A 24276-nucleotide genomic window follows, 5' to 3' on the forward strand; every position below is an offset into this window, starting at 1 on the left:
CGAACACGGCCGTTAAGCTCTTCAGCGCCGATGGTAGTTGGGGGTTTCCCCCTGTGAGAGCAGGACGCCGCCTGGCAATAGTGAAAAAGAGATGACCTCGTGTCGTCTCTTTTTTTTATATTGTTTATTCGATAAAGGAGAATTCGTAAATGAATCATTCCCGTATGCCTCTGCTTGAAGCTTTAAAAAAACATCAGCAGAAAAAACCTCTTTCTTTTCACGTACCCGGCCACAAAAATGGCTTGCTTGCTTCTTGGATGGAGCTTTCACTGGATGTAACCGAATTAACGGGCTTGGATGACCTTCATGCTCCAGAAGAATGTATTAAAGAAGCAGAAGACCTGCTTTCGGACTTACATAATACGGTGAAAAGCAAGTTTCTTGTGAATGGAAGTACAGTCGGCAACCTTGCCATGATTCTTGGCACCCTTTCCAAAGGCGATATTGTGTTTGTTCAGCGCAATTGCCATAAGTCTGTGTTAAACGCCTTAAAAATGGCTCAAGTCTTCCCCGTTTTTTTAACACCTGATTTTGATGAACATACACAGACAGCAGCCCAAGTATCAAAGCAAACATTAATGGAGGCATACAAAACATATCCTGAAAGTAAAGCGGTCATTTTTACGTATCCGACGTATTATGGAATAACCGGTTCTTTTCAGGAATTGGCGGCTATTGCCAGGTCTCACGGTTCCTTGGTGCTTGTGGATGAGGCGCATGGAGCCCACTTTGGGGCTGTGGAAGGGAAAGTGCCCATGAGCGCCCTGCAGCTGGGAGGAGATATCGTTGTACAGTCTGCACATAAAATGCTGCCTGCTATGACGATGGGTGCTTATCTTCATATTAATTCTTCCCAAATCGATCGCACGCGCCTTCAATTTTATCTGCAGGCTCTGCAGTCAAGCAGTCCATCTTATCCAATTATGGCTTCCTTGGATTATGCCCGTTTTTATGCCGCTTCCTATACGAGGATAGATCATACTTACTCTATGGCTGTAAAAAACAGAGTGATTCAGTTTCTCCAATTAAAGGGGTTCGCTTGTATATCTACAGATGATCCGTACAAACTGCTTGTAAGGGCTGAAGGGCTGACAGGATATGAGTTACAGGCTTTGTTTGAAGAAGCAGGCATCTATATTGAACTCGCCGATCCTTATCAGATACTGCTCGTTTTTCCTCTTTTAAAAGCAGGAGAGAATCTCTTTGAAGCACAAGCCATGCAAAAACTGGGCAGCTTATCGTTTAAAACAGGAAAAACATCTCCTTCTTTTTCAGGAAATTTGCCGTCTGCTTATGTATCCACTCTCGACTTGCCTTATAATGAGCATAGTTGCTTCCAAAAAGAAGCTGTTTCCTTGAAAGACGCAACTGGCGAAGTGGCAGCTGAAATGATTATTCCGTACCCGCCTGGTATACCGCTTGTGATGGAGGGGGAACGGATTTCAAAGGCTCATGTAGAGCAGATTGAGTGGCTGGTCAGTCAAGGCGCCCGCTTTCATGGGGGAGAAAGATTGAACGAACAGAAGCTTATGGTGTTTCGGAAGGAGAACTAATGTGCCAGGATTATTTATTACAATAGAAGGACCAGAAGGAGCAGGGAAAACGACCGTGCTACAGCGGATTGTTGAAGAGCTTGAAAAAAAGGGGTACCCGATTGTTCAAACGAGAGAACCGGGCGGCATAGCCATTGCGGAGCAAATACGCTCGGTTATTTTAAATAAAGACAACACAAAGATGGATGCACGCACAGAAGCACTTCTTTATGCAGCAGCCCGCCGCCAGCATTTGGCGGAAAAAGTCATGCCGGCTCTTCAAAAAGACTTTATTGTCCTTTGTGATCGGTTTGTCGACAGCTCACTTGTGTACCAAGGCTATGCAAGAGGGCTTGGTATGGAGGAAGTGGCCTCTATTAATGCTTTTGCGATTGATGGCATGATGCCTGCCTTGACGTTATTATTTGATGTGCAGCCTGAAGTCGGGCTTGCCCGTATTCATCGCCATGATGGACGAGAAGTCAACCGGCTTGATCTGGAGGACCTTTCTTTTCACCAGAAAGTACGGGAAGGATATTTGAAATTGGCCGAGGTCAACCGGGAACGCATCGTGGTGATTGATGCCGAGCAGGAGCAGGAGCTCGTGTACCGAGCTGCACTTTCCGAAATTGAAAAAGTGCTTGGCTAAAAGATTTGGTATAATAGAAGAAATCCTGTAAGGGGGAAAAAATATGAAATTGATTACCGCAGTCGTACAGGACCAGGACAGCAATAAATTATCACAGGCGCTGATTAAACATCAATTCCGCGCAACGAAGCTTGCTTCAACTGGTGGCTTTTTAAGAGCAGGCAATACAACATTCATGATCGGCGTAGAAGATGACCGTGTGCAGGAAGCACTAGAGCTCATCAAAAAAAATTGCCAGTCTCGTGAACAGGTTGCTCCTCCCGTATCGCCGATGGGCGGCAATGTTGATGCGTATGTGCCGTATCCAGTAGAGGTGCCAGTAGGCGGTGCGACCGTTTTTGTTCTACCGGTTGAACAGTTTCATCAATTTTAAAGGGTGTGAAGTTCGTGTCTAACCCGTGGAAGGAAGCAGAAGGGCGTCAGCCGATCGTCATGAGGATGATTGAAAACAGTTTACTTCGTGACCGCGTAGCGCATGCTTATTTGTTTGAAGGCGATCCGGGAACCGGAAAAAAAGAAACAGCCCTGCTGTTTGCAAAAAGTTTGTTTTGCCGGGAACCACTGGATGGGTATCAGCCGTGTGGGGCATGTATTAACTGCCGCCGCATCCAAAATGGGAATCATCCTGACCTTCACATGATTGAGCCGGATGGCTTATCGATTAAAAAAGAGCAAATTCAATTTTTACAGCAGGAATTCAAAAAAACTGCGGTTGAATCCGGCTGGAAAGTATATATTATCAATCAGGCAGACAAAATGACGGCAAGTGCGGCGAACAGCCTGCTCAAGTTTTTAGAAGAGCCTTCCGCCCGCACCGCCGCCTTTTTATTAACAGAGCAAAGCAGTCTTGTGCTGCCGACCATTTTGTCGCGTTGCCAGCAGCTGACGTTTCGTCCTATTGATTCAAGCGAGCTTAAGCAGCGCTTGATCGAAGAAGAAATTAATGTGCCGATGGCTTCCATTGTCTCCAAATTAACCAATCATTTGGATGAAGCGCTCCAGCTTGCACATGATGAGTGGTTTGCACAGGCACGACTAGTAGTGTTAAAATTATACGAAGGTCTGAAAGGCGGCAGGCTCTCGGCTATTGTTTCGCTTTCAGAAGAATTTCACTCTCATTTTAAAGAGAAACAGCAGGTCAGTCTTGCCCTTGATCTTTTTGTTCTAATTCACAGGGATTTGCTTTCCATTATGACCGGGGAAGAAAAAGGTCTTGCATTTCCCGACCGTCTTGCTTCTTTTCAGCAGGATGCCCTGCATTTGTCAGCAGAAGCGCTGGCAGACCGGATGGCATTCATTTTAGAGGCAAAACGAAAGCTCAGCCGCAATATGAACCAGCAGCTGCTAATGGAGCAGCTTTTGTTAAAGTTACAGGGGGGACACGCCTTTGTGTAATGTAGTAGGTGTACGCTTTAAACAAGCGGGTAAAATATATTATTTTGATCCAGGTGACCTCGGGATCCAAAAGGAAGACCACGTTATTGTGGAAACGGTACGCGGGGTTGAATATGGACATGTTGTTGTCGGGCCAAAAGAAGTCGATGAAGATGATGTTGTTCTGCCATTGAAAAAAGTGATCCGGGCGGCGGATCAGAAAGATCGTTTGGCTGTACAGGAAAATAGTGAAGCAGCTATACAGGCATTTGAGACTTGTACGAGTAAAATTACCGAGCATAATCTAGATATGAAGCTTGTTGATGTAGAATACACCTTTGACCGCAATAAAGTGATTTTCTATTTCACAGCGGATGGGCGGGTGGATTTCCGAGAGCTCGTAAAAGATTTGGCTTCGATTTTCCGGACGCGCATTGAGCTGCGCCAAATTGGCGTTCGGGATGAAGCAAAAATGCTCGGCGGTATCGGGCCATGTGGACGGATGCTTTGCTGTTCAACATTCCTTGGTGATTTTGAGCCGGTCTCAATCAAGATGGCAAAAGATCAAAACCTCTCCCTGAATCCAGCTAAAATTTCCGGTTTATGCGGCCGATTAATGTGCTGCTTAAAGTACGAAAACGATGAGTATGAGGAGGCGCGCCGTGAATTGCCGGATGTGGGCCAAAAAGTAACAACGCCAAGCGGGAACGGGCGTGTGACGGGCTTAAATATTTTAGAACGGCTCGTACAGGTGCATCTTCCGGAACTGGAACGGACGCTTGAATTCTCATCTGATGAGATCGGAAGAGAGGGAGCCGTTTCTGTGAAAGCAGGTGATTGAGACGGTGGAAAAGTTAGATAAAAAAGGTATTTTTGATTCTGTCAGCCATATGGAGCTGCAAATTGGTGAATTATATCAGCAGCTTGGCGAAGTAAAGGTACAGCTTGCGGAAATACTAGAAGAAAACAATTCATTACTGATTGAAAATGATCACTTGCGCCGCCGTCTTGAAGAGCTAGACCAGCAGGAGCAAAAAGTGTCAGGACCTGTCAGCGTGCAAGCACGCAGAGCGGATATCGGTGAAGGATATGATAATCTGGCCCGCTTGTACCAAGAAGGCTTTCATATTTGCAGTGTGCATTTCGGGAGCCCGCGTAAAGATGAAGACTGTCTGTTTTGCTTGTCTTTTTTAAATAAAAAATAATGTGATCGAAGCCTTCCTTTTCAAAGGAAGGTTCTTTTGTGCAAAAGGAGAAACAAGTATGGTTGAATTAAAACAAGATGAGCGGCTTGATTATCTGCTGGCGGAAGAGCTGCGGATTATCCAAAGCCCGTCTGTTTTTTCGTTTTCGCTGGATGCCGTCCTGCTGGCACGGTTTGCTTCCGTACCTAAGACGCGCGGCGCTATTGTAGATCTTTGTTCCGGCAACGGTGTTGTGCCGCTTTTGATGTCAGCCAGAACCAAGGTGCCGATCATCGGTGTGGAAATACAGGAGCGTCTGTATGATATGGCGGTCCGCAGCGTAGCGTATAATAGCTTGGGTGAGCAAATCAGGATGGTGCACGGTGATTTAAAGCAATCACCACAGCAGCTCGGAAAAGAAAAGTACACACTGGTGACGTGTAACCCGCCTTATTTTTTAACGCCGTCTCAAAATGAAATGAATGCAAATGAGCATTTTGCCATTGCCCGTCATGAAATTATGTGCACACTCGAAGATTGTATCGTATCGGCTTCCCAGCTTTTAAAGCAGGGAGGAAAAGCCGCTTTTGTTCACCGGCCCGGCCGTCTGCTTGATATTGTCACGCTGATGAGAACATACCGGCTTGAACCGAAGCGGATTCGCTTTGTGTACCCGAAAGCAGGAAACAAAGAAGCCAACACCGTTCTTGTGGAAGGGATAAAAGATGGAGCACCGGACTTAAAGATTTTGCCGCCGCTTTTTGTGTATGATGATAAAGGCGAATATACAGATGAAGTGAGGACTCTTCTATATGGAGACGAGCCACCATTTTTACGTCGTTAAATGCAAAGATGATTCTCTGTATGCAGGATATACAAATGATCTAAACAGGCGGATAAGCGTTCATAATGCAGGAAAAGGTGCAAAGTATACACGAGCCCGCCGGCCTGTTACCCTTATTCACAGTGAATCGTTTGAAACAAAACAAGAAGCGATGCGGGCAGAGTATGCGTTTAAGCAGCTATCGCGTCCCCAAAAAATGAATTATTTGCGGAAAAGAGGTGCAAAGGATGAAATCACAGAAAAGTTTTGACCGTGAAGAAGGGCTTCTTTACCTTGTTCCGGTTCCCATTGGCAATTTAGAAGACATGACAATACGGGCTCTGCGTATCTTGAAGGAAGCCGATGTTATTGCAGCAGAAGATACCCGCAATACGAAAAAGCTGTGCAATTATTTCGAGATCGCGACACCTGTTGTCAGCTACCACGAACACAGCAGTGAAGCAGCCGGCCGCAAACTTATTGAACGCGTGCAATCCGGTGAAACCGTTGCGCTTGTGAGTGATGCCGGTACACCTTGTATTTCAGATCCAGGACATGAGCTTGTGCTGCTGGCCCTCCAAAATGAGGTGAATGTGGTGCCGCTCCCAGGAGCAAATGCTGCCATAACGGCACTGATTGCATCAGGTATTGCGCCGCAGCCTTTTTATTTTTACGGTTTTTTAAATCGGGGGAAAAAAGAAAAAAAGAAAGAGCTTGATAAATTGTCCGCTTGTCGCGAAACATTTATCTTATATGAATCCCCTCACCGTTTAAAAGAAACGCTGACGTTGATGGAAGAGTTTTTAGGAGCGGAACGGCAGATCGTTTTATGCCGGGAGCTGACGAAAAAGTTTGAAGAATTTTTGCGCGGCACGATCAGTGAAGCACGTGTGTGGGCTGAGGAGTCCAAAATAATGGGTGAATTTTGTCTCATCATAGAAGGAAATCCAGAGGCATCAGACTCTTTGGAAGAAACAGCATGGTGGAGTGACTTGTCCATTGAAGCGCATGTTGAACAGTATGTAACAGAGCAGAAAATGACGCCAAAAGAAGCGGTAAAGCAGGTGGCAAAAGAGCGCGCCCTGCCGAAGCGGGATGTGTACACTGCCTATCATACATAAAGTCTCTTTATTCATTTAAAACGTAAGCTGGCTGCCAAATGCAATAGGCGCCAGTTTTTTTATTTTGTTTAACACCTTGTACAATACGTTCGATCCAGTCCCTATAATCATATTGGGAGGCTTTAGGTAATAAGATGAATGGACATTGTGTTGGAAGGCGGGGCTGTAAAGATGAGAATCCATGTAGTGAGAAGCGGAGATTTACTCTGGCGTATTGCCCGGCAATACCGAATAGATCCTGCCCTTATCGTTCGGGCTAATGATCTTGAACAGCCGGATCGGCTGGTGATTGGCCAGGCACTGGTGATTCCCGAACCTTATTTTCAGTACCTTGTTCAGCCTGGGGATACGCTTGGAAACATTGGGAGTACGTACGGCGTAACGGTTCAAGAAATACTGCAGCTAAACCGACTCAACAATCCTTCTGCTATTTATCCAGGACAAATACTTACGATTCCAGTGATTTATCATACCGTGATGGCCGGGGAGAGTCTTTCTGTTATCGCCAGCCGCTATGGAACAACCGTTCAATCAATCGTTCAGGTCAATCGATTAATAGCACCGTCACGTCTTTATATCGGCCAGGTTTTAAGAATTCCAGCCCCAACAAAGCCCGTCATTGATGTAAATGCTTTTACATATGCATTTGGGCAGACAGGAGCCAGAGAAGTACGTGAAGTCGCTTATGATTTAACGTATATCAGTCCGTTTGCGTATAGGATGCAGGAAGACGGCGGTCTCGAACCAATTGATGATACTCCTGCTATAGAAGCTGCCCGCTCAAATGGCGTTGTTCCCATGATGGCTATTACAAATTTTTCAAGTACAGAAGCAGGAACCGAACTTGCCCACACGATCCTTTCAAGCCCGACTTTAGTTGAAACACTGTTAACGAATGTAATAGAGATGATGAGAGAAAAAGGATACAGCGGTGTGAATATCGACTTTGAAAACGTAGCACCGGAGGACCGCCAGTTTTATAACCGATTTCTTGAAAGAGTGGTAGAACGGCTGCATGCTGAAGGCTATTTTGTTTCTTCTTCTCTCGCTCCAAAAACGAGCGGTGAACAGAGGGGATTGTTAGTTGAAGCGCAGGATTACCCGGCACACGGGCGCATTCTTGATTTTGTTGTGTTGATGACATATGAGTGGGGATATCGCAAAGGGCCTCCGCAGGCTATTTCACCTATTAACCAAATGAAGCGTGTTCTCGATTATGCGGTAACGGTTATTCCAAGAAATAAAATCCTGCTCGGTTTTCAAATCTACGCCAGGGATTGGCTTTTGCCTCACAGAGAAGGACAGGAAGCGGAAACATTCGATATGCAGGAAGCCATCAGGCGTGCGATTCGATATGGAGCAGAGATAAAATATGATCAGGTGAGTCAGTCACCTTATTACCGTTACGTAGACAATAATGGACGGTCTCATGAGGTTTGGTTTGAAGACGCACGCAGTGCAAAAGCAAAATTCGACCTGGTCAACACGTATAACCTTAGAGGACTCAGTTATTGGGTGCTTGGTTATCCATTTCCCCAAAACTGGGAACTTCTTGGGGATACATTTATTGTGCGGAAGAGGTAAGAACCATACGTTTTTGACAATACACCATGGCGGCATAAGGGATCCCGTGTTTCTGCCGGTCATATGCGTGGGGGAAATGGCTTATAAAAATACCCGTATAAAACAAACACCCGGACTTTTTCATTAGATTTTTATCTAATGTGAAGCCCGGGTGTTTGTTTTTGCGATAACAGCGGATTACTTGCCGCTTTTGAATGCTTCCTGAATTTCTTTCATAAGAATTTCAGCGCCTTCATGGCTAAGGATCAATTTGCCGTCAGCAAGCTTGATGTTGTCATCAGATACTTCGCCTGTTACCTGGCAAGTCATGCTTGGCTTGTACTTTTTAAGGATGATTTTATCGTCATCCACGTAAATTTCAAGTGCATCTTTTTCAGCGATGCCCAATGTGCGGCGCAACTCAATTGGAATAACAACTCGGCCGAGTTCGTCAACTTTACGTACAATTCCTGTTGATTTCATGTTAAAACTCCTCCCAAATGGATACATTTATTTTAAATAGCTTCATATAAATTTAATTCGTCAATATTCGACAAAAACTTACTGCTTGACGTAATTGTACCAAGAGTTCCCATAGACGTCAACAATAAAATGTAATTTTTCAATTAACTGTAAGAAGAGAAAACGTTGGTACATCAACGTTTTAGTCGATACACTGTAAAAGAGCTGGGAAAATATTTTCTAAATTTGTCGAAGGGTGTCGAATAAGGAAGAACATTCGACAAATAAATCAACAGAAAAAAAAGGGTTCATATTTACATTTATTCTTATATGGGGGACAATAAAAGAAGTGACTAAAAAAGCTTGCGCCATATAAGCAGACGCTTTTTAAGGAGGATTTTCGAGTGAGTGAACATAAAAAAACGTTTTATTTAACAACACCTATTTACTACCCGAGCGGCAATTTGCATATCGGGCATGCGTATACAACAGTAGCAGGAGATGCCATGGCACGCTACAAGCGTCTGCGTGGATTCGATGTTATGTATTTGACGGGAACAGACGAACACGGTCAAAAAATCCAGGAAAAAGCAGATGAAAAAGGCGTTACACCACAGGAGTATGTCGATGAAATTGTATCCAGCATTCAAAAGCTTTGGAAAACGATGCATATCTCAAACGATGATTTTATCCGTACGACAGAAGAACGCCACAAAAAAGTGGTCGAAAAGATCTTTCAGCGCCTGCTTGATCAGGGAGATATTTACCTTGGTGAATATGAAGGTTGGTATTCTGTTCCAGATGAAACTTTTTATACAGAAACACAGCTTGTTGACAAAGAACTGAATGATCAGGGAGAAGTCATCGGCGGGAAAAGCCCGGACAGCGGCCACCCGGTCGAAAAAGTACGGGAAGAGTCTTACTTTTTCCGGATGAGCAAATATGCGGACCGTTTGCTAAAATATTACGAGGAAAACCCGACGTTTATTCAGCCGGAATCACGCAAAAATGAAATGATCAATAACTTCATCAAACCAGGTCTTGAAGATTTGGCGGTATCCCGGACAACGTTTGACTGGGGCGTAAAAGTACCGGGTAATCCGAAGCATGTTGTATATGTATGGATTGACGCCCTTTCAAATTATATTACCGCACTTGGCTATGGAACAGAAAACGATACGAAATACAAACAGTACTGGCCGGCTGATGTTCATTTAGTCGGAAAAGAAATTGTCCGCTTCCATACTATTTATTGGCCAATTATGCTGATGGCGCTTGACCTGCCGCTGCCAAAGAAAGTCTTTGCTCACGGCTGGCTGCTGATGAAAGACGGCAAAATGTCTAAATCAAAAGGCAATGTTGTGGATCCTGTTACGCTTATCGACCGTTATGGCCTGGATGCGCTTCGTTACTATTTGCTGCGCGAAGTGCCATTTGGCTCTGATGGCGTATTTACACCGGAAGGGTTTGTTGAGCGGATCAATTACGACCTTGCCAATGACCTAGGCAATCTGCTGAACCGGACTGTAGCGATGATCAACAAATACTTTGGCGGAGAGATCCCGGCATACAGCGGCTCAGAAGGTGAGTTTGAAAAAGCGCTTATGGATGCAAACGAAAAAACGGTCCGCGAGTATGAAGAAGCGATGGAAAACATGGAGTTCTCCGTTGCGCTGACATCCCTCTGGCAGCTTATCAGCCGGACAAACAAATATATTGATGAAACACAGCCGTGGGTACTGGCGAAAGAAGAGAAAAAAGGTAAACTCGGTACAGTAATGTATCACTTAGCGGAATCACTGCGCCGTGCTGCTGTCCTGTTAACGCCATTTTTAACCGGAACACCGGAAAAGATTTTCGAACAGCTGGGATTAGCCGATGAAAGCCTTCAAGAGTGGGAAAGTCTTCAAACATTTGGAGCCATTCAAGCCGGCGTTAAAGTAGTGAAAAAAGGAGAGCCGATTTTTCCTCGCCTTGATATAGAAGAAGAAGTGAACTTTATCAAAGAAAAAATGCAGGGGCCTGCTCCGGTTGAGGAAGAAAAACCAGCGGCGGAAGACTATGCTCCTGTTGGTGATGAAATCAGCATCGATGATTTTATGAAAGTAGATCTTCGGGCTGCAACAGTCATTGAGGCTTCTCCTGTTAAAAAAGCAGATAAGCTGTTAAAATTGCAGCTGGATCTCGGTTTTGAAAAACGCCAGGTTGTTTCCGGAATCGCCCAGTACTATAAACCGGAGGAGCTTGTTGGCCGCAAGGTTGTTGTTGTCGCTAACTTAAAGCCGGTAAAACTGCGCGGAGAACTGTCACAGGGAATGATTTTGGCCGGATCAAAAGATGGCATTTTAACCCTGGCCGAGGTGCCGGAAAACTTGCCAAATGGCGCAAAAATCAAATAATTGTTTCACGTGAAACAAAAGACGGGTGATAACATGCTGTTTGATACACACGTTCATTTAAATGCAGATCAGTTTCAAGAAGATATAGAAGAAGTAATCGGGCGCGCGCAGGAAGCGGGCGTCCATCGAATGGTTGTTGTCGGGTTTGACAGGCTGACGATCGAGCGGGCTATGGAGCTTATTGAAAATTATGACTTTCTTTATGCTGCAGTGGGCTGGCATCCGGTTGATGCGATCGATATGACCGATGAAGACCTGGCTTGGATTGAAGAGCTGGCAGCTCATCCAAAAGTTGTCGCGATAGGAGAAATGGGTCTCGATTATCATTGGGATAAGTCACCGAAAGACATACAGAAGGATGTGTTTCGCCGCCAGATCGCTCTGGCAAAGCGAGTGAAGCTGCCGATTGTCATTCATAACCGGGAAGCAACACAGGACATTGTTGATATCTTAAAAGAGGAAGGCGCGGAAGAAGTGGGCGGCATTATGCATTGTTTCAGCGGCAGTGCGGAGACAGCCCTTGAATGTGTTAAAATGAATTTTTACATTTCTCTTGGCGGTCCGGTTACGTTTAAAAATGCAAAAAAGCCGAAAGAAGTAGCTGAAGCCGTGCCCCTTGAGAAGCTGCTTATTGAAACGGACTGCCCGTACTTAGCGCCGCACCCTTACCGCGGAAAACGAAATGAGCCTGCTTACGTCAAGCTCGTAGCCCAAGAGATCGCTGCACTAAAGGGAATTACGTACGAGGAAGTAGCAGCTGCAACCACTCAAAACGCCAATACATTGTTTCAACTTAAATAAGCAGGGGGCTCATACAGCCTCCGCTTTTTTACATGTCCGGGCAGCATGGACTAAATGGAAGAATGGGATGATGCGTTTCGATGTACAGGATATAGTGATAAAAGGGCTGCAGCAAAAAAAACGATTTACAGCTTTTTGTCATCATGGAGGAAAAAATGAAAATAAAAGAAATTATTGTAGTGGAAGGAAAAGACGATACCGTTAAAATTAAACTGGCGGTAGATGCCGATACGATCGAAACGCGCGGATCGGCTGTGGATGACAGTGTGATCGAGCAAATTCGGCATGCCCAGGAAACGCGTGGTGTTATTATTTTAACAGATCCGGATTATCCCGGACAGCGCATTCGCAGTTTAATCGATGAAAAGGTGCCGGGCTGCCGTCACGCTTTTCTGCCTAAAAATGAAGCCATTGAAAAGCACGGGCGCGGTGTAGGGATTGAGCATGCGTCGGTTGAATCAATTCGCAGAGCGCTTCGTCATGCGCAGTATACAGATGAAGAAGCAGTGGAAGAAATAACGAGAGAGGATCTGGTCACAGCCGGCCTTATTGGTGGTCCAACGGCAAAATCACGCCGTGAAGCTATTGGACAAAAACTTAAAATTGGTTACGTAAACGGAAAACAGCTGCACAAGCGGCTGATGATGTTTCAGATCACAGGCGAGCATTTCGCTAAAGCATTAGCGGAAGTGCTGGAGGAGGAACAATCATGAAGGATATTGCAACACCCTCGCGGACAAAGGACATTCTGGCCCGTCATGGTTTTTCATTTAAGAAAAGTCTTGGTCAAAATTTCTTGATTGACCCGAACATATTACAGCGAATCACAGAAACAGCCGAGCTGACAAAAGAAACCGGTGTAATTGAAATTGGACCGGGAATTGGGGCCCTCACAGAGCATTTAGCCCGTTCTGCTGGAAAAGTGGTCGCATTTGAAATTGACCAGCGCCTGCTGCCTATTTTGGATGAAACGTTAGCACCGTACGATAACGTCACAGTTATTAATGAAGATGTGTTAAAAGCAGATGTAAAAGGAGTAGTAGAGCGGGAGTTTGCCGGATTTGACCGCTTAATGGTTGTCGCGAACCTTCCTTATTACGTGACAACACCGATTATTATGAAGCTGCTTGAAGATAAAATACCGGTAAACGGATTTGTGGTGATGCTGCAAAAAGAAGTAGGCGACCGTATTTCGGCCCGGCCGTCTTCAAAAGAATATGGATCGCTTTCGATTGCTGTCCAATATTATACAGAAGCCTCCATTGCGTTTATTGTCCCAAAAACGGTGTTTATGCCGCCTCCAAATGTGGATTCTGCCATTATTAAACTTGATGTGCGCAGTAAGCCGGCCGTCTCTGTAGAAGACGAAGACTTCTTTTTCCTTGTCACGCGGACATCGTTTGCCCAGCGCCGGAAAACGATTTTAAACAACCTTGTCAACGGTCTTCCGGGAGGGAAAGAGAAAAAAGAAGTGATTACCGAAGCACTTGAGGAAGCAGGCATTGAGCCATCGAGACGCGGTGAAACGCTGTCACTGGCTGAATTTGCTGCATTGGCTAAGGCATTAGCAGACAAAGGAATAAGCCAATAAAAAACCGCTCTTTCAAAAAGAGCGGTTTTTTTTAAGAGGTTGGGAAATACTAGCGTTAGCGAAAAAAATCGTTATTTGCCGAATAAAAAATATTGACATTAGATGGACACGCTGATAAAATATTTTGTTTATTTGACTAAAACGAAAGTTTGTGCTACACTAAACATAGTGAGGTGGATGCAGATGCCGAAAACATTAGCTGACATTAAAAAAACGCTTGATTGTCATTTGGGTAAAAGATTATTGCTAAAAGCAAATGGTGGACGTCGGAAGACCGTTGAGCGTTCTGGTATTTTAACGGAGACGTATCCTGCTGTTTTTGTTGTAGAACTTGATCAGGACGAGAATTCATTTGAACGCGTTTCTTATAGTTACGCGGATATACTCACTGAGACAGTGGAACTAACATTTGAAGATACAGCGGCAGGCAGCGCAGTATAAATGACGTGCTTCTCGTAAAACAGCACATCAGAGAGCAGGCTCAAAAGATTCAATTCGAATCTTTTGAGCCTGCTCTTTTTCTTTTGTGATAAAATAAGACAATAATTTATTGTGTATAACGCAAAGTAGGTGGATTGAAATGAAATTAATGATTAAAGCGCCGGCGAAAATTAATTTAACGCTCGATGTGCTGCATAAACGGCCGGACGGTTACCACGAAGTAGAAATGATTATGACGACAGTTGATTTAGCAGACCGGCTTGAGCTGGAAAGCTTAAATAAAAATGAAATCCGAATCATTTCCCACAATCGGTTTGTGCCGGATGACAGCCGAAATCTCGCTTATCAGGCAGCCAGGCTGTTAAAGGATCGATACGGCATTAAAAAAGGTGTATCTATTCAAATCGACAAAATCATTCCGGTTGCCGCAGGGTTGGCAGGCGGCAGCAGTGATGCGGCAGCGGCACTCAAGGGGTTGAACCAGCTGTGGGACCTTGGCCTGTCACTCGATGAGCTTGCGGAGATTGGAGCAGAGATTGGTTCGGATGTTTCATTTTGCGTCTATGGAGGCACAGCGCTTGCGACAGGGCGCGGTGAAAAAATTGAACATCTGCCGGCTCCGCCCAACTGCTGGGTTGTTTTAGCCAAGCCGACGATTGGCGTTTCAACCGGTGAAGTGTATAAGAATTTAAAATTGGACCGCATGAAGCGGCCGGACACACGGGCGATGATCGAAGCCATCAAAGAAAGTAATTATGAGAAAATGTGCCGGAATATGGGTAACGTTCTGGAATCTGTCACCCTTCATGCTCATCCCGAAGTCGCTCTGATTAAAGAGCAGATGATTCGTTTTGGAGCGGATGCTGTACTGATGAGCGGCAGCGGTCCGACGGTGTTTGGCTTGATCCGTCATGATTCCCGCATGCATCGCGTGTATAACTGCCTGCGTGGATTTTGTGACCAGGTATACGCAGTGCGTATGCTTGGGGATACCGACCTGGTTGATTAAAACCGTATATTAAGATATATTGTAATTAAAATATTCGGTTTTACTCCCCAGGAGGTTTAAATAGAACGATGAAGTTTCGTCGAAGTGAACGTATTATTGATATGACACATTATTTGCTCGAACATCCGCACCAGCTTGTGTCACTGACTCTTTTTGCCAATCGGTTTGGTTCTGCCAAGTCTTCGATCAGTGAAGACTTGGCTATTATTAAAGAAACGTTTGAAAAGCGCGGTATCGGTACACTGCAAACGGTTCCGGGAGCAGCAGGCGGTGTAAAATTCTATGCCCGTGTTGATAAGGAAAGCGCAAAGGAATTTATTACCGATTTGTGCCGGCAGATTGAAAACCCGGACCGCCTTCTGCCAGGCGGCTATCTGTACATTATGGATCTGCTTGGAAATCCTGCTGTGATGAATAAGATCGGCAAGCTTCTTGCTTCCGCTTATGCAGACAAAAAAATTGATGCGGTCATGACGGTCGCTACAAAAGGGATCCCGATTGCACATGCCATTGCGGCCCATTTAAATGTGCCGGTTGTTGTCGTGCGCCGTGACAGTAAAGTAACGGAAGGGCCGACGGTCAGCATCAATTATGTCTCTGGCTCTACAAAACGTATTCAGGCGATGGTGCTTTCTAAGCGCAGTTTAAAAGAAGGATCAAAAGTGCTTTTGGTCGACGACTTTATGAAAGGCGGCGGCACCATCAATGGGATGATCAGCCTGCTGGCTGAGTTTAACGCTTCTGTCGCAGGTATTGCTGTTTTAGTGGAAGCAGAATATCCGGATTGCTTGATTGAGGATTATATTTCACTCGTGAAGCTGAAGGATGTAGATGAAAAAAGCGCAGCGATCTCTATAGTAGAAGGCAACTATTTTGAAAAAAATACTGAATTTTTACAGGGGGAATCAGAATGAATATTGTAAACACAAAAAAAGCACCGGCTGCTATCGGTCCGTACGTACAAGGCGTTGTGGTTAACAACTTGTTTTACAGCTCCGGCCAAATCCCTTTAACAGCTGAAGGAACACTTGTGGAAGGAACGATTGAAGAACAGACACATCAAGTGTTTGCCAATTTAAAAGCTGTTCTGGAAGAAGCAGGCGCTTCTCTTGAAACGGTTGTGAAAGCGACTGTTTTCTTATCGGATATGAACGAGTTCGTTCCATTCAATGAAGTATATGGCGAATATTTCTCGGTGCATAAACCAGCCCGTTCATGCGTAGAAGTCGCTCGTCTTCCGAAAGACGTGAAAGTAGAAATTGAAGTAATTGCACTTGTAAGAGCATAAACCGGCCTCGTGCCGGTTTTTCTATTTTATTTTTTTTTAAGAAAAAAGAGGGAATATTGCAACGATTATGGAATTAGTAGTTTAAGCTTTTTTAAATATGGGAAAAGGGGGTGAATATGCGTGGAAATAACAGATATAAGATTACGACGTGTTCAAACGGATGGACGAATGAGAGCGATCGCATCAATCACATTTGACGGGGAGTTTGTTATTCATGACATTCGGGTGATTGATGGCAACAACGGCCTGTTTGTGGCTATGCCAAGTAAACGAACGCCGGAGGGAGAATTCCGCGATATTGCGCACCCCATCAATTCCGGAACCCGCGGAAAAATTCAAGATACCGTTCTTGGTGAATACCACCGTATCTGCAAATTAGAGCAGGAAGAACTGGTTGTGCTTGAAGAAGCATAAATACAATATGTTTTATCTGCGAGGCGGTCTCCGCCTTTTTCCACAAGAGCCTAGGGAATCCGACAGGCTCTTTTTTTGCGTTGTGAAAAATGTGTCAATTTCGGTCTAGCATTGAAATCAGCTGCTATTTAAGATATATTCAATAGTGGATAATTAGGTGAGGAGGCCTTTTATGACGAATATTTACGCTGTCATTCTGGCTGCAGGACAGGGAACTCGTATGAAATCGAAGTTGTACAAAGTACTGCATCCAGTCTGTGGAAAGCCAATGGTAGAACATGTTATCAATCAAATTTCAGATTTACATACAGAGCAGATTGTAACCATTGTAGGCCACGGGGCTGAGATGGTAAAAGCGCAGCTGGGCGAACGTTCTGCGTATGCACTACAGGCAGAACAGCTTGGAACAGCACATGCTGTGATCCAGGCGGAATCGATTTTAGGAGACAAAAAAGGCTGCACGCTTGTTGTATGTGGAGATACACCACTTATTCAAACATCGACAATGGAAGCGCTCGTGAAGCATCATGAGGAAACAGGTGCAAAAGCCACGATTTTAACGGCTCACGCTGAAAAGCCAGATGGATATGGCCGTATTATTCGCGGTGCAGATGGTTCTGTCAGCCGGATTGTGGAACATAAAGATGCATCGGCAGAAGAACGGGCGGTAAAAGAAATTAATACAGGTACGTACTGCTTTGATAACGAATCGCTGTTTCATGCGTTGAAAAATGTATCAAATGATAACGTACAAGGTGAATACTACTTACCAGACGTGATTGAAATCTTAAAAGAAGCAGGCGAAACGATTTCAGCGTATCAAACTGAAAGCTTTGATGAAACACTAGGTGTAAATGATCGTGTAGCCCTTAGCGAAGCAGAGCGAATTATGCGTGCACGTATCAATGAAAAGCATATGCGTGCAGGTGTGACACTCATTGATCCGCAGAATACTTATATCGGGCCGGATGTTGTAATTGGCTCAGATACGGTAATTCACCCTGGCACGGTTCTTTCCGGCGATACGTCTATCGGGGAAGATTGCGTTATTGGACCAAACAGCGAAATAGCAGCGTGCCAAGTGGGAGACCGGACTGTTATTCGTCAGTCAGCGGCTTTTGAAAGCCAAATTGGTTCAGATGTAGCGATTGGGCCATTCGCACACATCCGTCCAAGCTCGGCACTTGCTGATCACGTGAAAATTGGAAACTTCGTCGAAATAAAGAAAGCATCGTTTGGCGAAGGAAGCAAAGCTTCTCATTTAAGTTATATTGGCGATGCAAATGTTGGCAGTGATGTAAACATTGGCTGCGGAACCATTACGGTAAACTACGATGGGAAAAACAAATTTTTAACAACGATTGAAGATGGTGTGTTCATTGGCTGCAATTCGAATTTAATTGCGCCGGTTACGGTAAGAAAAGGCGCTTATGTAGCAGCTGGATCTACGATCACAAGTGAAGTACCAGAAGAAGCGATGGCAATTGCACGGGCCCGTCAAGTGAATAAAGAAAATTACGTTTCGAAAATATTTCCAAAATAATGAGTAAATCAGGACTGTGGAGGTCATCATGAGCAATCAGTATTTAGATCCAAACTTGAAAATCTTTTCGTTAAATTCGAATCCGGCACTTGCTCAGGAGATTGCAGAATTTATCGGAGTTGAACTTGGAAAATGTTCCGTTACCCGTTTCAGTGATGGTGAAGTACAAATTAACATTGAAGAAAGCATTCGCGGCTGCGACGTTTATATCGTTCAATCAACAAGCGGCCCGGTCAATGAACATTTGATGGAATTGCTCATTATGATTGATGCATTAAAAAGAGCGTCTGCCAAAACAATCAATGTTGTACTTCCGTACTATGGCTATGCACGCCAGGATCGTAAAGCACGTGCCCGTGAGCCGATTACAGCCAAGCTTGTGGCAAATCTTCTTGAGACAGCAGGAACAACCCGTTTAATCACATTGGATCTTCATGCGCCTCAAATTCAAGGCTTCTTCGATGTACCAATCGATCACTTAATGGGTGTGCCGATTTTAGGTGATTATTTTAAGAAAAAAGAATTCAACAAAGACGAAGTGGTCATTGTATCGCCAGATCACGGCGGTGTAACACGTGCGCGTAAGCTGGCGGACCGTCTAAAAGCACCAATTGCCATTATTGACAAACGCCGTCCTCGCCCGAACGTTGCTGAAGTGATGAACATTGTCGGAAACGTCGAAGGGAAAATTGCGATTTTAATTGATGATATTATTGATACAGCAGGTACGATTACACTTGCAGCAAACGCTATTTCAGAAAGCGGAGCGAAAGAAGTGTATGCGTGCTGTACACATCCAGTGCTTTCAGGTCCGGCAATGGAACGTATCGAGAACTCAAATATTAAAGAGCTTGTTGTGACAAACTCCATTGCACTTGCTTCTGAAAAGAAAACAGACAAGGTTGTTGAATTATCCGTGGCGCCGCTTCTAGGTGAAGCGATTATCCGCGTTCATGAAGAACAATCTGTCAGCACATTATTTGATTAATAACTGCTCGAAGGCCGGTGCTATTTTAAAGCGCCGGCTTTCTTTTTTGCCGCCATGTTTATAAGTCAGCGATTTAGGGAATAAACAGTGATGTACAGATAAAAGCGTTCGATTTATAAACAGGAGGGTGAAGGAGTTTATGACTACATTACAAGCCAAAAAACGTGAAGGATTTACAAGAGCAGCACTAACGGAGATTCGTACATCCGGTTCTTTTCCCGCTGTTGTATACGGAAAAGGAGTAGAATCAAAACCGGTTTCTGTAGAGGAAGCTGAATTTATTAAAACGATCCGTGAAGTGGGAAGAAACGGATTGATTTCATTACAAGTAGATGGAAGCCAGCATGACGTAATTCTGCAGGAATATCAGCAGGATCCGATCAAAGGATTTATCGTCCATGCAGATTTTCTCGCAGTTGACCGTTCTTCTGAAATTACATCACAAGTACGTGTTGACCTTGAAGGGGAAGCGGCCGGAGCGAAAGAAGACGGCGTCATTCAGCAGCCGTTGTTCGAGTTAAACGTGACGGCAAAAGTATCCGAATTCCCTGAGAGCGTAACAGTGGACGTATCAGAACTTTCAATCGGCGATTCGATCTCGGTTGGCGATATTCGCGATAAATACGCCTTCGTCATCGAAAACGAAGATGAAGAAACGATCGTTTCCGTTCTTCCTCCACAAAAAATTGAAGAAGGAACAGAAGAAGGTGCGGATGAAGCTGCAGAAGTAGAAGAAACAGACGTACCTGCTGAAGAGGAAACAAAAGAGGCGTAATTTTTCGGACAAACAAAAACAGGCAGAGCGATCTGCCTGTTTTTTTTGCATGCAGTCATGTATACTAAGAATAACTGTGAAAATTGAGGTGCAAGAAGAATGAAATTAATCGTAGGCCTTGGCAATCCAGGTGCGAAGTATGCTGGGACGCGGCATAATATCGGTTTCGATGTGATTGATGAACTAGCAAAGCAGCTCGGCGCAGAATTAACTGAAGCAAAGCATAAAGGGCTGTATGGCGTTGCCCGTAAAGGATTAGAAAAAGTCATTTTGCTAAAGCCGCTTACTTACATGAATTTGTCGGGTGAAAGCATTGGCGAAGTGATGCGTTATTATAATATTGAAACAGATGATGTGATCGTCGTGTATGATGATCTTGACTTGCCGCAGGGAAAAATAAGGCTGCGCCAAAGAGGCAGTGCAGGCGGTCATAATGGCATCAAATCAACGATTGCTCATTTAGGCACCGATCAATTTAAACGGGTGCGGGTAGGCATTGGCCGGCCGGACGGACCAATTAAAACCGTTGACTATGTGCTGGGCAAATTCAGCAGCGAGGAACAAATCGCGATGAATGAAGCCGTTCAAAAAAGCGCAGATGCGTGCTTGTATGCAATAGATCATTCATTTATTGAAGTTATGAACGAATTTAACCAATAAGAATCAGCATAAAAAGCTTTGGGTGTATGCCCCAAAGCGTTTTTCTGTTTTGGAAAAGGGGGAACAGCAGGGATGAACCATTTACTTGATTTGTTTTTAAAAAATGACGAGGCAAAATCGATTATCGATGGAATGGAAGCAGGAATGAAAGAACAGCTGGCTGCAGGCCTGTCCGGCTCATTGCGGGCTGTTTTTGCTGCTTCAGCCCACCGAAAGCTTCAAAAGCCGGTTATGATCGTCACCTATAATATGCTGCAGGCTCAAAAGCTGTATGATGATATGGTACAGTTTGTGCCGGAAGATGAAGTGTATTTGTATGCGGCTAACGAGCTGATTGCAGCGGAAATCAGCGTAGCCAGCCCAGAGCTGCGCGCACAGCGTATTGAAATGCTGAATCACCTTGCGCTGAAGGGGACAGGGGTTTACATCGTTCCTGTAGCGGGACTGAAAAAATTACTGCCTTCTAAAGAAATATGGAAGCGACTTCAAAAAACATTTACAACGGGAGAAGAAGTCGAGCTGGAGAGCTTGAAGCATGAGCTGGTGGAAATGGGTTATGAGCGGGCTGATATGGTATATGCACCAGGAGAATTCAGCATCCGCGGCGGCATTGTCGACCTGTATCCGCTGACCTCCGAGCATCCGGTTCGGATTGAGCTGTTTGATACAGAGATTGATTCTATTCGGACATTTGCGCCCGATACACAGCGTTCCATTGAAAATTTGACCTCCATCTTAGTAGGCCCGGCAGCAGAAATGCCTGCTTCAACAGAAGACCTGGCTGCGCTTGCCGGCCGTCTGCAGGAAGCACTGGATGCGACCATTAAAAAAATCGGCAGTGCAGAAGTAAAGCAGCAGCTGTCTTCTTATGTAGGAGGAGATATTGAAAAGCTGAAGCAGGGCATTCGGATTGATGAATTGGGTAAGTACACATCGCTTCTTTACGATCAAACGTCGGTCGTAACCTCGTATTTGTCAGAGGGCGGACTTGTTTTTTGGGATGAAATGAGCCGGATCAAAGAAATTAGCGAATCACTTGAGAAAGAAGAAGCAGAATGGTATACCGCTCTTATTGAAGAAGGCAGAGCCGTTCACGGTTTAACGCTTGCTCACACGCTTCAGGAAGCGATGCAGGCGACCGTGCAGCCGTCCGTTTATTTGTCGCTGTTTATGCGTCAGACGGCAGGCGGAAAGCCGGAAAACATCGTGAACTTTTCTGCCCGTCCTATGCAGAGTTTTCACGGGCAGATGAATGTGCTCGAAGGCGAAATGGAGCGGTGGAAAAAGTCTGGAACGACAGTACTGTTCTTAGGTGAAACAGCCGAGCGGGTCGAGAAAATCAAAACGACCCTAAATGACTACGGCATGGAAATTACGATGCTCAAAGATCAAAATGAAGTGATCGAAGGAGTTGTTCAAACGGGTCCAGGTACCCTGACGGCCGGGTTTGAGTTTCCATTGCTGAAAATCGCCGTTGTGACTGAGCAGGAGCTCTTCAACAAGAAAGCGCCAAAAAGCAAGCGGCGCCAGAAGCTTTCGAATGCAGAGCGAATCAAGAGCTATTCCGAGCTGAAGGCCGGGGACTACGTTGTTCACGTAAACCACGGAATCGGTAAGTATCTCGGAATTGAGACACTTCAAATTAATGGGATTCATAAAGATTATTTAAAAATCAAATATCAGGGCACAGATGAACTGTTTGTACCGGTCGATCAAATTGAGCTTGTTCAAAAATATGTAGGCTCGGAAGGAAAAGAGCCGAAAATTTACAAGCTTGGCGGCAGCGACTGGAAACGGGTGAAGCGAAAAGTTGAATCGTCTGTACAAGATATCGCCGATGATTTAATCAAGCTGTATGCCGAAAGGGAAGCAGCGCGTGGTTATGCTTTTTCACCGGACGGAGATATGCAGCGGGAATTTGAAGCCGCTTTTCCTTATGAAGAAACAGAAGATCAGCTGCGTTCGATTCAAGAAATTAAACGGGACATGGAGCGGGAGCAGCCGATGGACCGCCTGCTTTGCGGCGACGTTGGCTACGGCAAAACAGAAGTAGCCATTCGCGCAGCGTTTAAAGCAACTGCGGACGGCAAGCAGGTCGCGATCCTCGTTCCTACGACAATTCTTGCCCAGCAGCACTACGAAACACTGAAAGAAAGACTTCAGGACTTTCCGGTAAACGTCGGCCTGCTCAGCCGTTTCCGCACGCGCAAGCAGCAAACGGAAACATTAAAAGGCGTCAAGGCCGGCACCGTTGATATTGTCATCGGTACACACCGTCTCCTGTCTAAAGATGTACAATATCAGGATTTAGGCCTTTTGATTGTCGATGAAGAGCAGCGCTTCGGGGTCACCCATAAAGAAAAAATCAAACAGCTAAAAACGAACGTGGATGTGCTGACGCTGACAGCAACACCTATTCCGCGGACTCTTCATATGTCTATGCTTGGTGTACGGGATTTGTCTGTTATTGAAACACCGCCGGAAAACCGCTTCCCGGTACAGACCTATGTAGTGGAACATAACCTTGGTCTTGTCCGTGAAGCAGTCGAGCGGGAAATTGCCCGCGACGGGCAGGTATTCTATTTGTATAACCGGGTGGAAGATATCGAGCGGCGAGCTGAGGAAATTTCGATGCTTGTGCCGGATGCCAAGGTTGCTTATGCTCATGGTCAAATGACGGAAACAGAACTTGAGGCAGTGATTCTTAGCTTTTTAGAAGGAGAATCTGATGTGCTGGTTACAACGACCATTATTGAAACCGGCGTTGATATTCCAAATGTGAATACGCTGATCGTGCACGATGCGGACCGGATGGGGCTGTCACAGCTCTACCAAATCCGTGGACGCGTCGGCCGTTCAAACCGGGTGGCATATTCTTACTTTATGTACCGAAAAGACAAAGTGCTGTCTGAACCGGCGGAAAAGCGCCTGCAGGCAATTAAAGAATTTACCGAACTCGGTTCCGGATTTAAAATTGCGATGCGCGACTTGTCAATCCGTGGAGCAGGAAATCTGCTCGGCTCCCAGCAGCACGGATTCATTGATTCGGTCGGCTTCGATTTGTATTCACAAATGCTGAAAGAAGCAATCGAGCAAAAACAAGGCGGCGACAAGGAAGAAAAAGCGCCGGCCTTTGAAGTGGATGTTACGATTGATGCGTACATTCCGGATGCGTATATTACGGACAGCGCTCAGAAAATTGATATGTACAAACGGTTTCGCTCAGCAGATTCATTTGAGGAAATTGACGAGCTAAAAGAAGAAATGACAGACCGCTTTGGCGACTATCCACAGGAAGTGGCCGACTTGTTCCGGGTAGCAGAAATGAAAATTTACGCAGCCCGGACAAAGCTGGAGTCGATGAAGCAGTCGAAGGACGTTATTACTTTGTTAATGAGCGAAGAAGGTACAAGAGAAATAGATGGGTCCAAAGTATTTGCGGTTTGCAACAAATTTGGCAATATGTGTGGAATCGGCATGGAAGAGCAACGGCTGAAGATCACGATTGACCAAAGAAAAGCACCGGAGCAAGGCTGGTTTGCAGCTGTATTTGAATTGATAAAAGAACTTGAAGGCGCAAAAAAACAAATGTAATTTCATGTATAGAATGTTTCCTCTTGAAAGATAATAACGCCAAGAAATGGTTTCGATATTTTGAT

24 protein-coding genes, 1 rRNA gene and 1 pseudogene are annotated in these 24276 nt (G+C 45.0%); 25 read left to right on the forward strand and 1 reads right to left on the reverse strand.

Annotation, left to right across the window (positions count from 1 at the left end):
• From rrf to RG959_RS20765, 11 genes are all read left to right on the forward strand, one after another.
• Nucleotides 1–76 (forward strand): 5S ribosomal RNA (gene rrf / locus RG959_RS25645); the annotation flags it as partial.
• Between the two features lie 73 nt (nt 77–149).
• Nucleotides 150–1553 carry an aminotransferase class I/II-fold pyridoxal phosphate-dependent enzyme gene (locus RG959_RS20720; RefSeq protein ID WP_342798746.1) on the forward strand — a complete coding sequence of 468 codons (1404 nt, stop codon included), beginning with the start codon at nt 150–152 and terminating at the stop codon, nt 1551–1553.
• Nucleotide 1554: 1 nt separating this feature from the next.
• Complete coding sequence (gene tmk / locus RG959_RS20725) at nt 1555–2181, forward strand: dTMP kinase (RefSeq protein ID WP_342798747.1); 627 nt, start codon at nt 1555–1557, stop codon at nt 2179–2181.
• Between the two features lie 43 nt (nt 2182–2224).
• Nucleotides 2225–2554, forward strand: coding sequence for a cyclic-di-AMP receptor (locus tag RG959_RS20730; RefSeq protein WP_251274099.1), 330 nt, complete (start codon nt 2225–2227; stop codon nt 2552–2554).
• Nucleotides 2555–2568: 14 nt separating this feature from the next.
• Entirely contained in the window at nt 2569–3576 is a 1008-nt protein-coding gene (holB, locus tag RG959_RS20735) for a DNA polymerase III subunit delta' (protein ID WP_342798748.1), read from the forward strand.
• Nucleotides 3569–4396 (forward strand): PSP1 domain-containing protein, encoded by an 828-nt coding sequence (locus RG959_RS20740; RefSeq protein ID WP_342798749.1) that lies wholly within the window; start codon nt 3569–3571, stop codon nt 4394–4396. The genes holB and RG959_RS20740 overlap by 8 nt, the downstream gene beginning before the upstream one ends.
• A 49-nt stretch (nt 4397–4445) precedes the next feature.
• The gene (gene yabA / locus RG959_RS20745) at nt 4446–4760 is read left to right on the forward strand and encodes a DNA replication initiation control protein YabA (protein WP_483298911.1); all 315 of its coding nucleotides are present in this window, start codon (nt 4446–4448) and stop codon (nt 4758–4760) included.
• Between the two features lie 58 nt (nt 4761–4818).
• Entirely contained in the window at nt 4819–5583 is a 765-nt protein-coding gene (locus tag RG959_RS20750) for a tRNA1(Val) (adenine(37)-N6)-methyltransferase (protein WP_342798751.1), read from the forward strand.
• Nucleotides 5552–5833: a GIY-YIG nuclease family protein gene (locus tag RG959_RS20755; protein WP_251274088.1), complete on the forward strand. Its 282-nt coding sequence runs from the start codon at nt 5552–5554 to the stop codon at nt 5831–5833. The genes RG959_RS20750 and RG959_RS20755 overlap by 32 nt, the downstream gene beginning before the upstream one ends.
• Nucleotides 5811–6683, forward strand: coding sequence for a 16S rRNA (cytidine(1402)-2'-O)-methyltransferase (gene rsmI, locus RG959_RS20760; protein ID WP_342798752.1), 873 nt, complete (start codon nt 5811–5813; stop codon nt 6681–6683). The genes RG959_RS20755 and rsmI overlap by 23 nt, the downstream gene beginning before the upstream one ends.
• A 171-nt stretch (nt 6684–6854) precedes the next feature.
• Nucleotides 6855–8267 (forward strand): glycoside hydrolase family 18 protein, encoded by a 1413-nt coding sequence (locus RG959_RS20765; protein ID WP_342798775.1) that lies wholly within the window; start codon nt 6855–6857, stop codon nt 8265–8267.
• Between the two features lie 177 nt (nt 8268–8444).
• Here RG959_RS20765 and RG959_RS20770 read toward each other — a convergent pair whose 3' ends face one another.
• The gene (locus RG959_RS20770; protein WP_242236988.1) at nt 8445–8729 is read right to left on the reverse strand and encodes a transition state genes transcriptional regulator AbrB; all 285 of its coding nucleotides are present in this window, start codon (nt 8727–8729) and stop codon (nt 8445–8447) included.
• A 365-nt stretch (nt 8730–9094) separates the two neighbouring features.
• Between RG959_RS20770 and metG the strand changes: the two are divergent.
• The 14 genes and pseudogenes from metG to mfd form a co-directional block, all read left to right on the forward strand.
• Nucleotides 9095–11107, forward strand: a pseudogene (gene metG / locus RG959_RS20775) (methionine--tRNA ligase); the annotation flags it as partial.
• Between the two features lie 33 nt (nt 11108–11140).
• Entirely contained in the window at nt 11141–11908 is a 768-nt protein-coding gene (locus tag RG959_RS20780; protein ID WP_342798753.1) for a TatD family hydrolase, read from the forward strand.
• A 155-nt stretch (nt 11909–12063) separates the two neighbouring features.
• A complete protein-coding gene (gene rnmV / locus RG959_RS20785) occupies nt 12064–12621 on the forward strand; it encodes a ribonuclease M5 (protein ID WP_242236996.1) in 558 nt (185 codons plus the stop codon).
• Nucleotides 12615–13499: a 16S rRNA (adenine(1518)-N(6)/adenine(1519)-N(6))-dimethyltransferase RsmA gene (rsmA, locus tag RG959_RS20790; protein WP_342798776.1), complete on the forward strand. Its 885-nt coding sequence runs from the start codon at nt 12615–12617 to the stop codon at nt 13497–13499. Before rnmV ends, rsmA begins: the two co-directional genes overlap by 7 nt.
• A gap of 183 nt (nt 13500–13682) precedes the next feature.
• A complete protein-coding gene (gene veg, locus RG959_RS20795; RefSeq protein WP_242237000.1) occupies nt 13683–13940 on the forward strand; it encodes a biofilm formation stimulator Veg in 258 nt (85 codons plus the stop codon).
• Between the two features lie 139 nt (nt 13941–14079).
• On the forward strand, nt 14080–14949 hold the full coding sequence (gene ispE, locus RG959_RS20800) for a 4-(cytidine 5'-diphospho)-2-C-methyl-D-erythritol kinase (RefSeq protein WP_251274070.1): 870 nt from the start codon (nt 14080–14082) through the stop codon (nt 14947–14949).
• 68 nt (nt 14950–15017) lie between these two features.
• Nucleotides 15018–15863, forward strand: coding sequence for a pur operon repressor (purR, locus tag RG959_RS20805; protein WP_342798754.1), 846 nt, complete (start codon nt 15018–15020; stop codon nt 15861–15863).
• Nucleotides 15860–16237 (forward strand): RidA family protein, encoded by a 378-nt coding sequence (locus RG959_RS20810; RefSeq protein ID WP_342798755.1) that lies wholly within the window; start codon nt 15860–15862, stop codon nt 16235–16237. The genes purR and RG959_RS20810 overlap by 4 nt, the downstream gene beginning before the upstream one ends.
• A gap of 120 nt (nt 16238–16357) precedes the next feature.
• Nucleotides 16358–16651, forward strand: coding sequence for a septation regulator SpoVG (gene spoVG / locus RG959_RS20815; RefSeq protein WP_242237009.1), 294 nt, complete (start codon nt 16358–16360; stop codon nt 16649–16651).
• A gap of 172 nt (nt 16652–16823) precedes the next feature.
• A complete protein-coding gene (gene glmU, locus RG959_RS20820) occupies nt 16824–18194 on the forward strand; it encodes a bifunctional UDP-N-acetylglucosamine diphosphorylase/glucosamine-1-phosphate N-acetyltransferase GlmU (RefSeq protein ID WP_342798756.1) in 1371 nt (456 codons plus the stop codon).
• A gap of 28 nt (nt 18195–18222) precedes the next feature.
• Nucleotides 18223–19182, forward strand: a complete 960-nt coding sequence (locus RG959_RS20825) for a ribose-phosphate diphosphokinase (protein WP_251274064.1) — start codon at nt 18223–18225, stop codon at nt 19180–19182.
• Between the two features lie 139 nt (nt 19183–19321).
• The gene (locus RG959_RS20830; RefSeq protein WP_342798757.1) at nt 19322–19957 is read left to right on the forward strand and encodes a 50S ribosomal protein L25/general stress protein Ctc; all 636 of its coding nucleotides are present in this window, start codon (nt 19322–19324) and stop codon (nt 19955–19957) included.
• 99 nt (nt 19958–20056) lie between these two features.
• Nucleotides 20057–20617 (forward strand): aminoacyl-tRNA hydrolase, encoded by a 561-nt coding sequence (gene pth, locus RG959_RS20835; protein WP_309091512.1) that lies wholly within the window; start codon nt 20057–20059, stop codon nt 20615–20617.
• A gap of 72 nt (nt 20618–20689) precedes the next feature.
• The gene (gene mfd / locus RG959_RS20840; RefSeq protein WP_342798758.1) at nt 20690–24211 is read left to right on the forward strand and encodes a transcription-repair coupling factor; all 3522 of its coding nucleotides are present in this window, start codon (nt 20690–20692) and stop codon (nt 24209–24211) included.
• Nucleotides 24212–24276 lie beyond the last annotated feature (65 nt).

Origin of the sequence: Domibacillus sp. 8LH (assembly GCF_038806185.1) — a bacterium.
Taxonomy (GTDB): domain Bacteria; phylum Bacillota; class Bacilli; order Bacillales; family Domibacillaceae; genus Domibacillus; species Domibacillus indicus_A.

Excerpts from the sequence above, each read along its gene's own strand:
- RG959_RS20720 (WP_342798746.1), top strand. The coding sequence starts at position 150 with ATGAATCATTCCCGTATGCCTCTGCTTGAAGCTTTAAAAAAACATCAG.
- RG959_RS20780 (WP_342798753.1), top strand. The coding sequence starts at position 11,141 with ATGCTGTTTGATACACACGTTCATTTAAATGCAGATCAGTTTCAAGAA.
- mfd (WP_342798758.1), top strand. The coding sequence starts at position 20,690 with ATGAACCATTTACTTGATTTGTTTTTAAAAAATGACGAGGCAAAATCG.
- RG959_RS20730 (WP_251274099.1), top strand. The coding sequence starts at position 2,225 with ATGAAATTGATTACCGCAGTCGTACAGGACCAGGACAGCAATAAATTA.
- RG959_RS20810 (WP_342798755.1), top strand. The coding sequence starts at position 15,860 with ATGAATATTGTAAACACAAAAAAAGCACCGGCTGCTATCGGTCCGTAC.
- glmU (WP_342798756.1), top strand. The coding sequence starts at position 16,824 with ATGACGAATATTTACGCTGTCATTCTGGCTGCAGGACAGGGAACTCGT.
- RG959_RS20755 (WP_251274088.1), top strand. The coding sequence starts at position 5,552 with ATGGAGACGAGCCACCATTTTTACGTCGTTAAATGCAAAGATGATTCT.
- purR (WP_342798754.1), top strand. The coding sequence starts at position 15,018 with ATGAAGTTTCGTCGAAGTGAACGTATTATTGATATGACACATTATTTG.
- RG959_RS20750 (WP_342798751.1), top strand. The coding sequence starts at position 4,819 with ATGGTTGAATTAAAACAAGATGAGCGGCTTGATTATCTGCTGGCGGAA.
- veg (WP_242237000.1), top strand. The coding sequence starts at position 13,683 with ATGCCGAAAACATTAGCTGACATTAAAAAAACGCTTGATTGTCATTTG.
- RG959_RS20825 (WP_251274064.1), top strand. The coding sequence starts at position 18,223 with ATGAGCAATCAGTATTTAGATCCAAACTTGAAAATCTTTTCGTTAAAT.
- RG959_RS20765 (WP_342798775.1), top strand. The coding sequence starts at position 6,855 with ATGAGAATCCATGTAGTGAGAAGCGGAGATTTACTCTGGCGTATTGCC.
- rsmI (WP_342798752.1), top strand. The coding sequence starts at position 5,811 with ATGAAATCACAGAAAAGTTTTGACCGTGAAGAAGGGCTTCTTTACCTT.
- ispE (WP_251274070.1), top strand. The coding sequence starts at position 14,080 with ATGAAATTAATGATTAAAGCGCCGGCGAAAATTAATTTAACGCTCGAT.
- rnmV (WP_242236996.1), top strand. The coding sequence starts at position 12,064 with ATGAAAATAAAAGAAATTATTGTAGTGGAAGGAAAAGACGATACCGTT.
- pth (WP_309091512.1), top strand. The coding sequence starts at position 20,057 with ATGAAATTAATCGTAGGCCTTGGCAATCCAGGTGCGAAGTATGCTGGG.
- RG959_RS20830 (WP_342798757.1), top strand. The coding sequence starts at position 19,322 with ATGACTACATTACAAGCCAAAAAACGTGAAGGATTTACAAGAGCAGCA.
- yabA (WP_483298911.1), top strand. The coding sequence starts at position 4,446 with ATGGAGCTGCAAATTGGTGAATTATATCAGCAGCTTGGCGAAGTAAAG.
- RG959_RS20770 (WP_242236988.1), bottom strand. The coding sequence starts at position 8,729 with ATGAAATCAACAGGAATTGTACGTAAAGTTGACGAACTCGGCCGAGTT.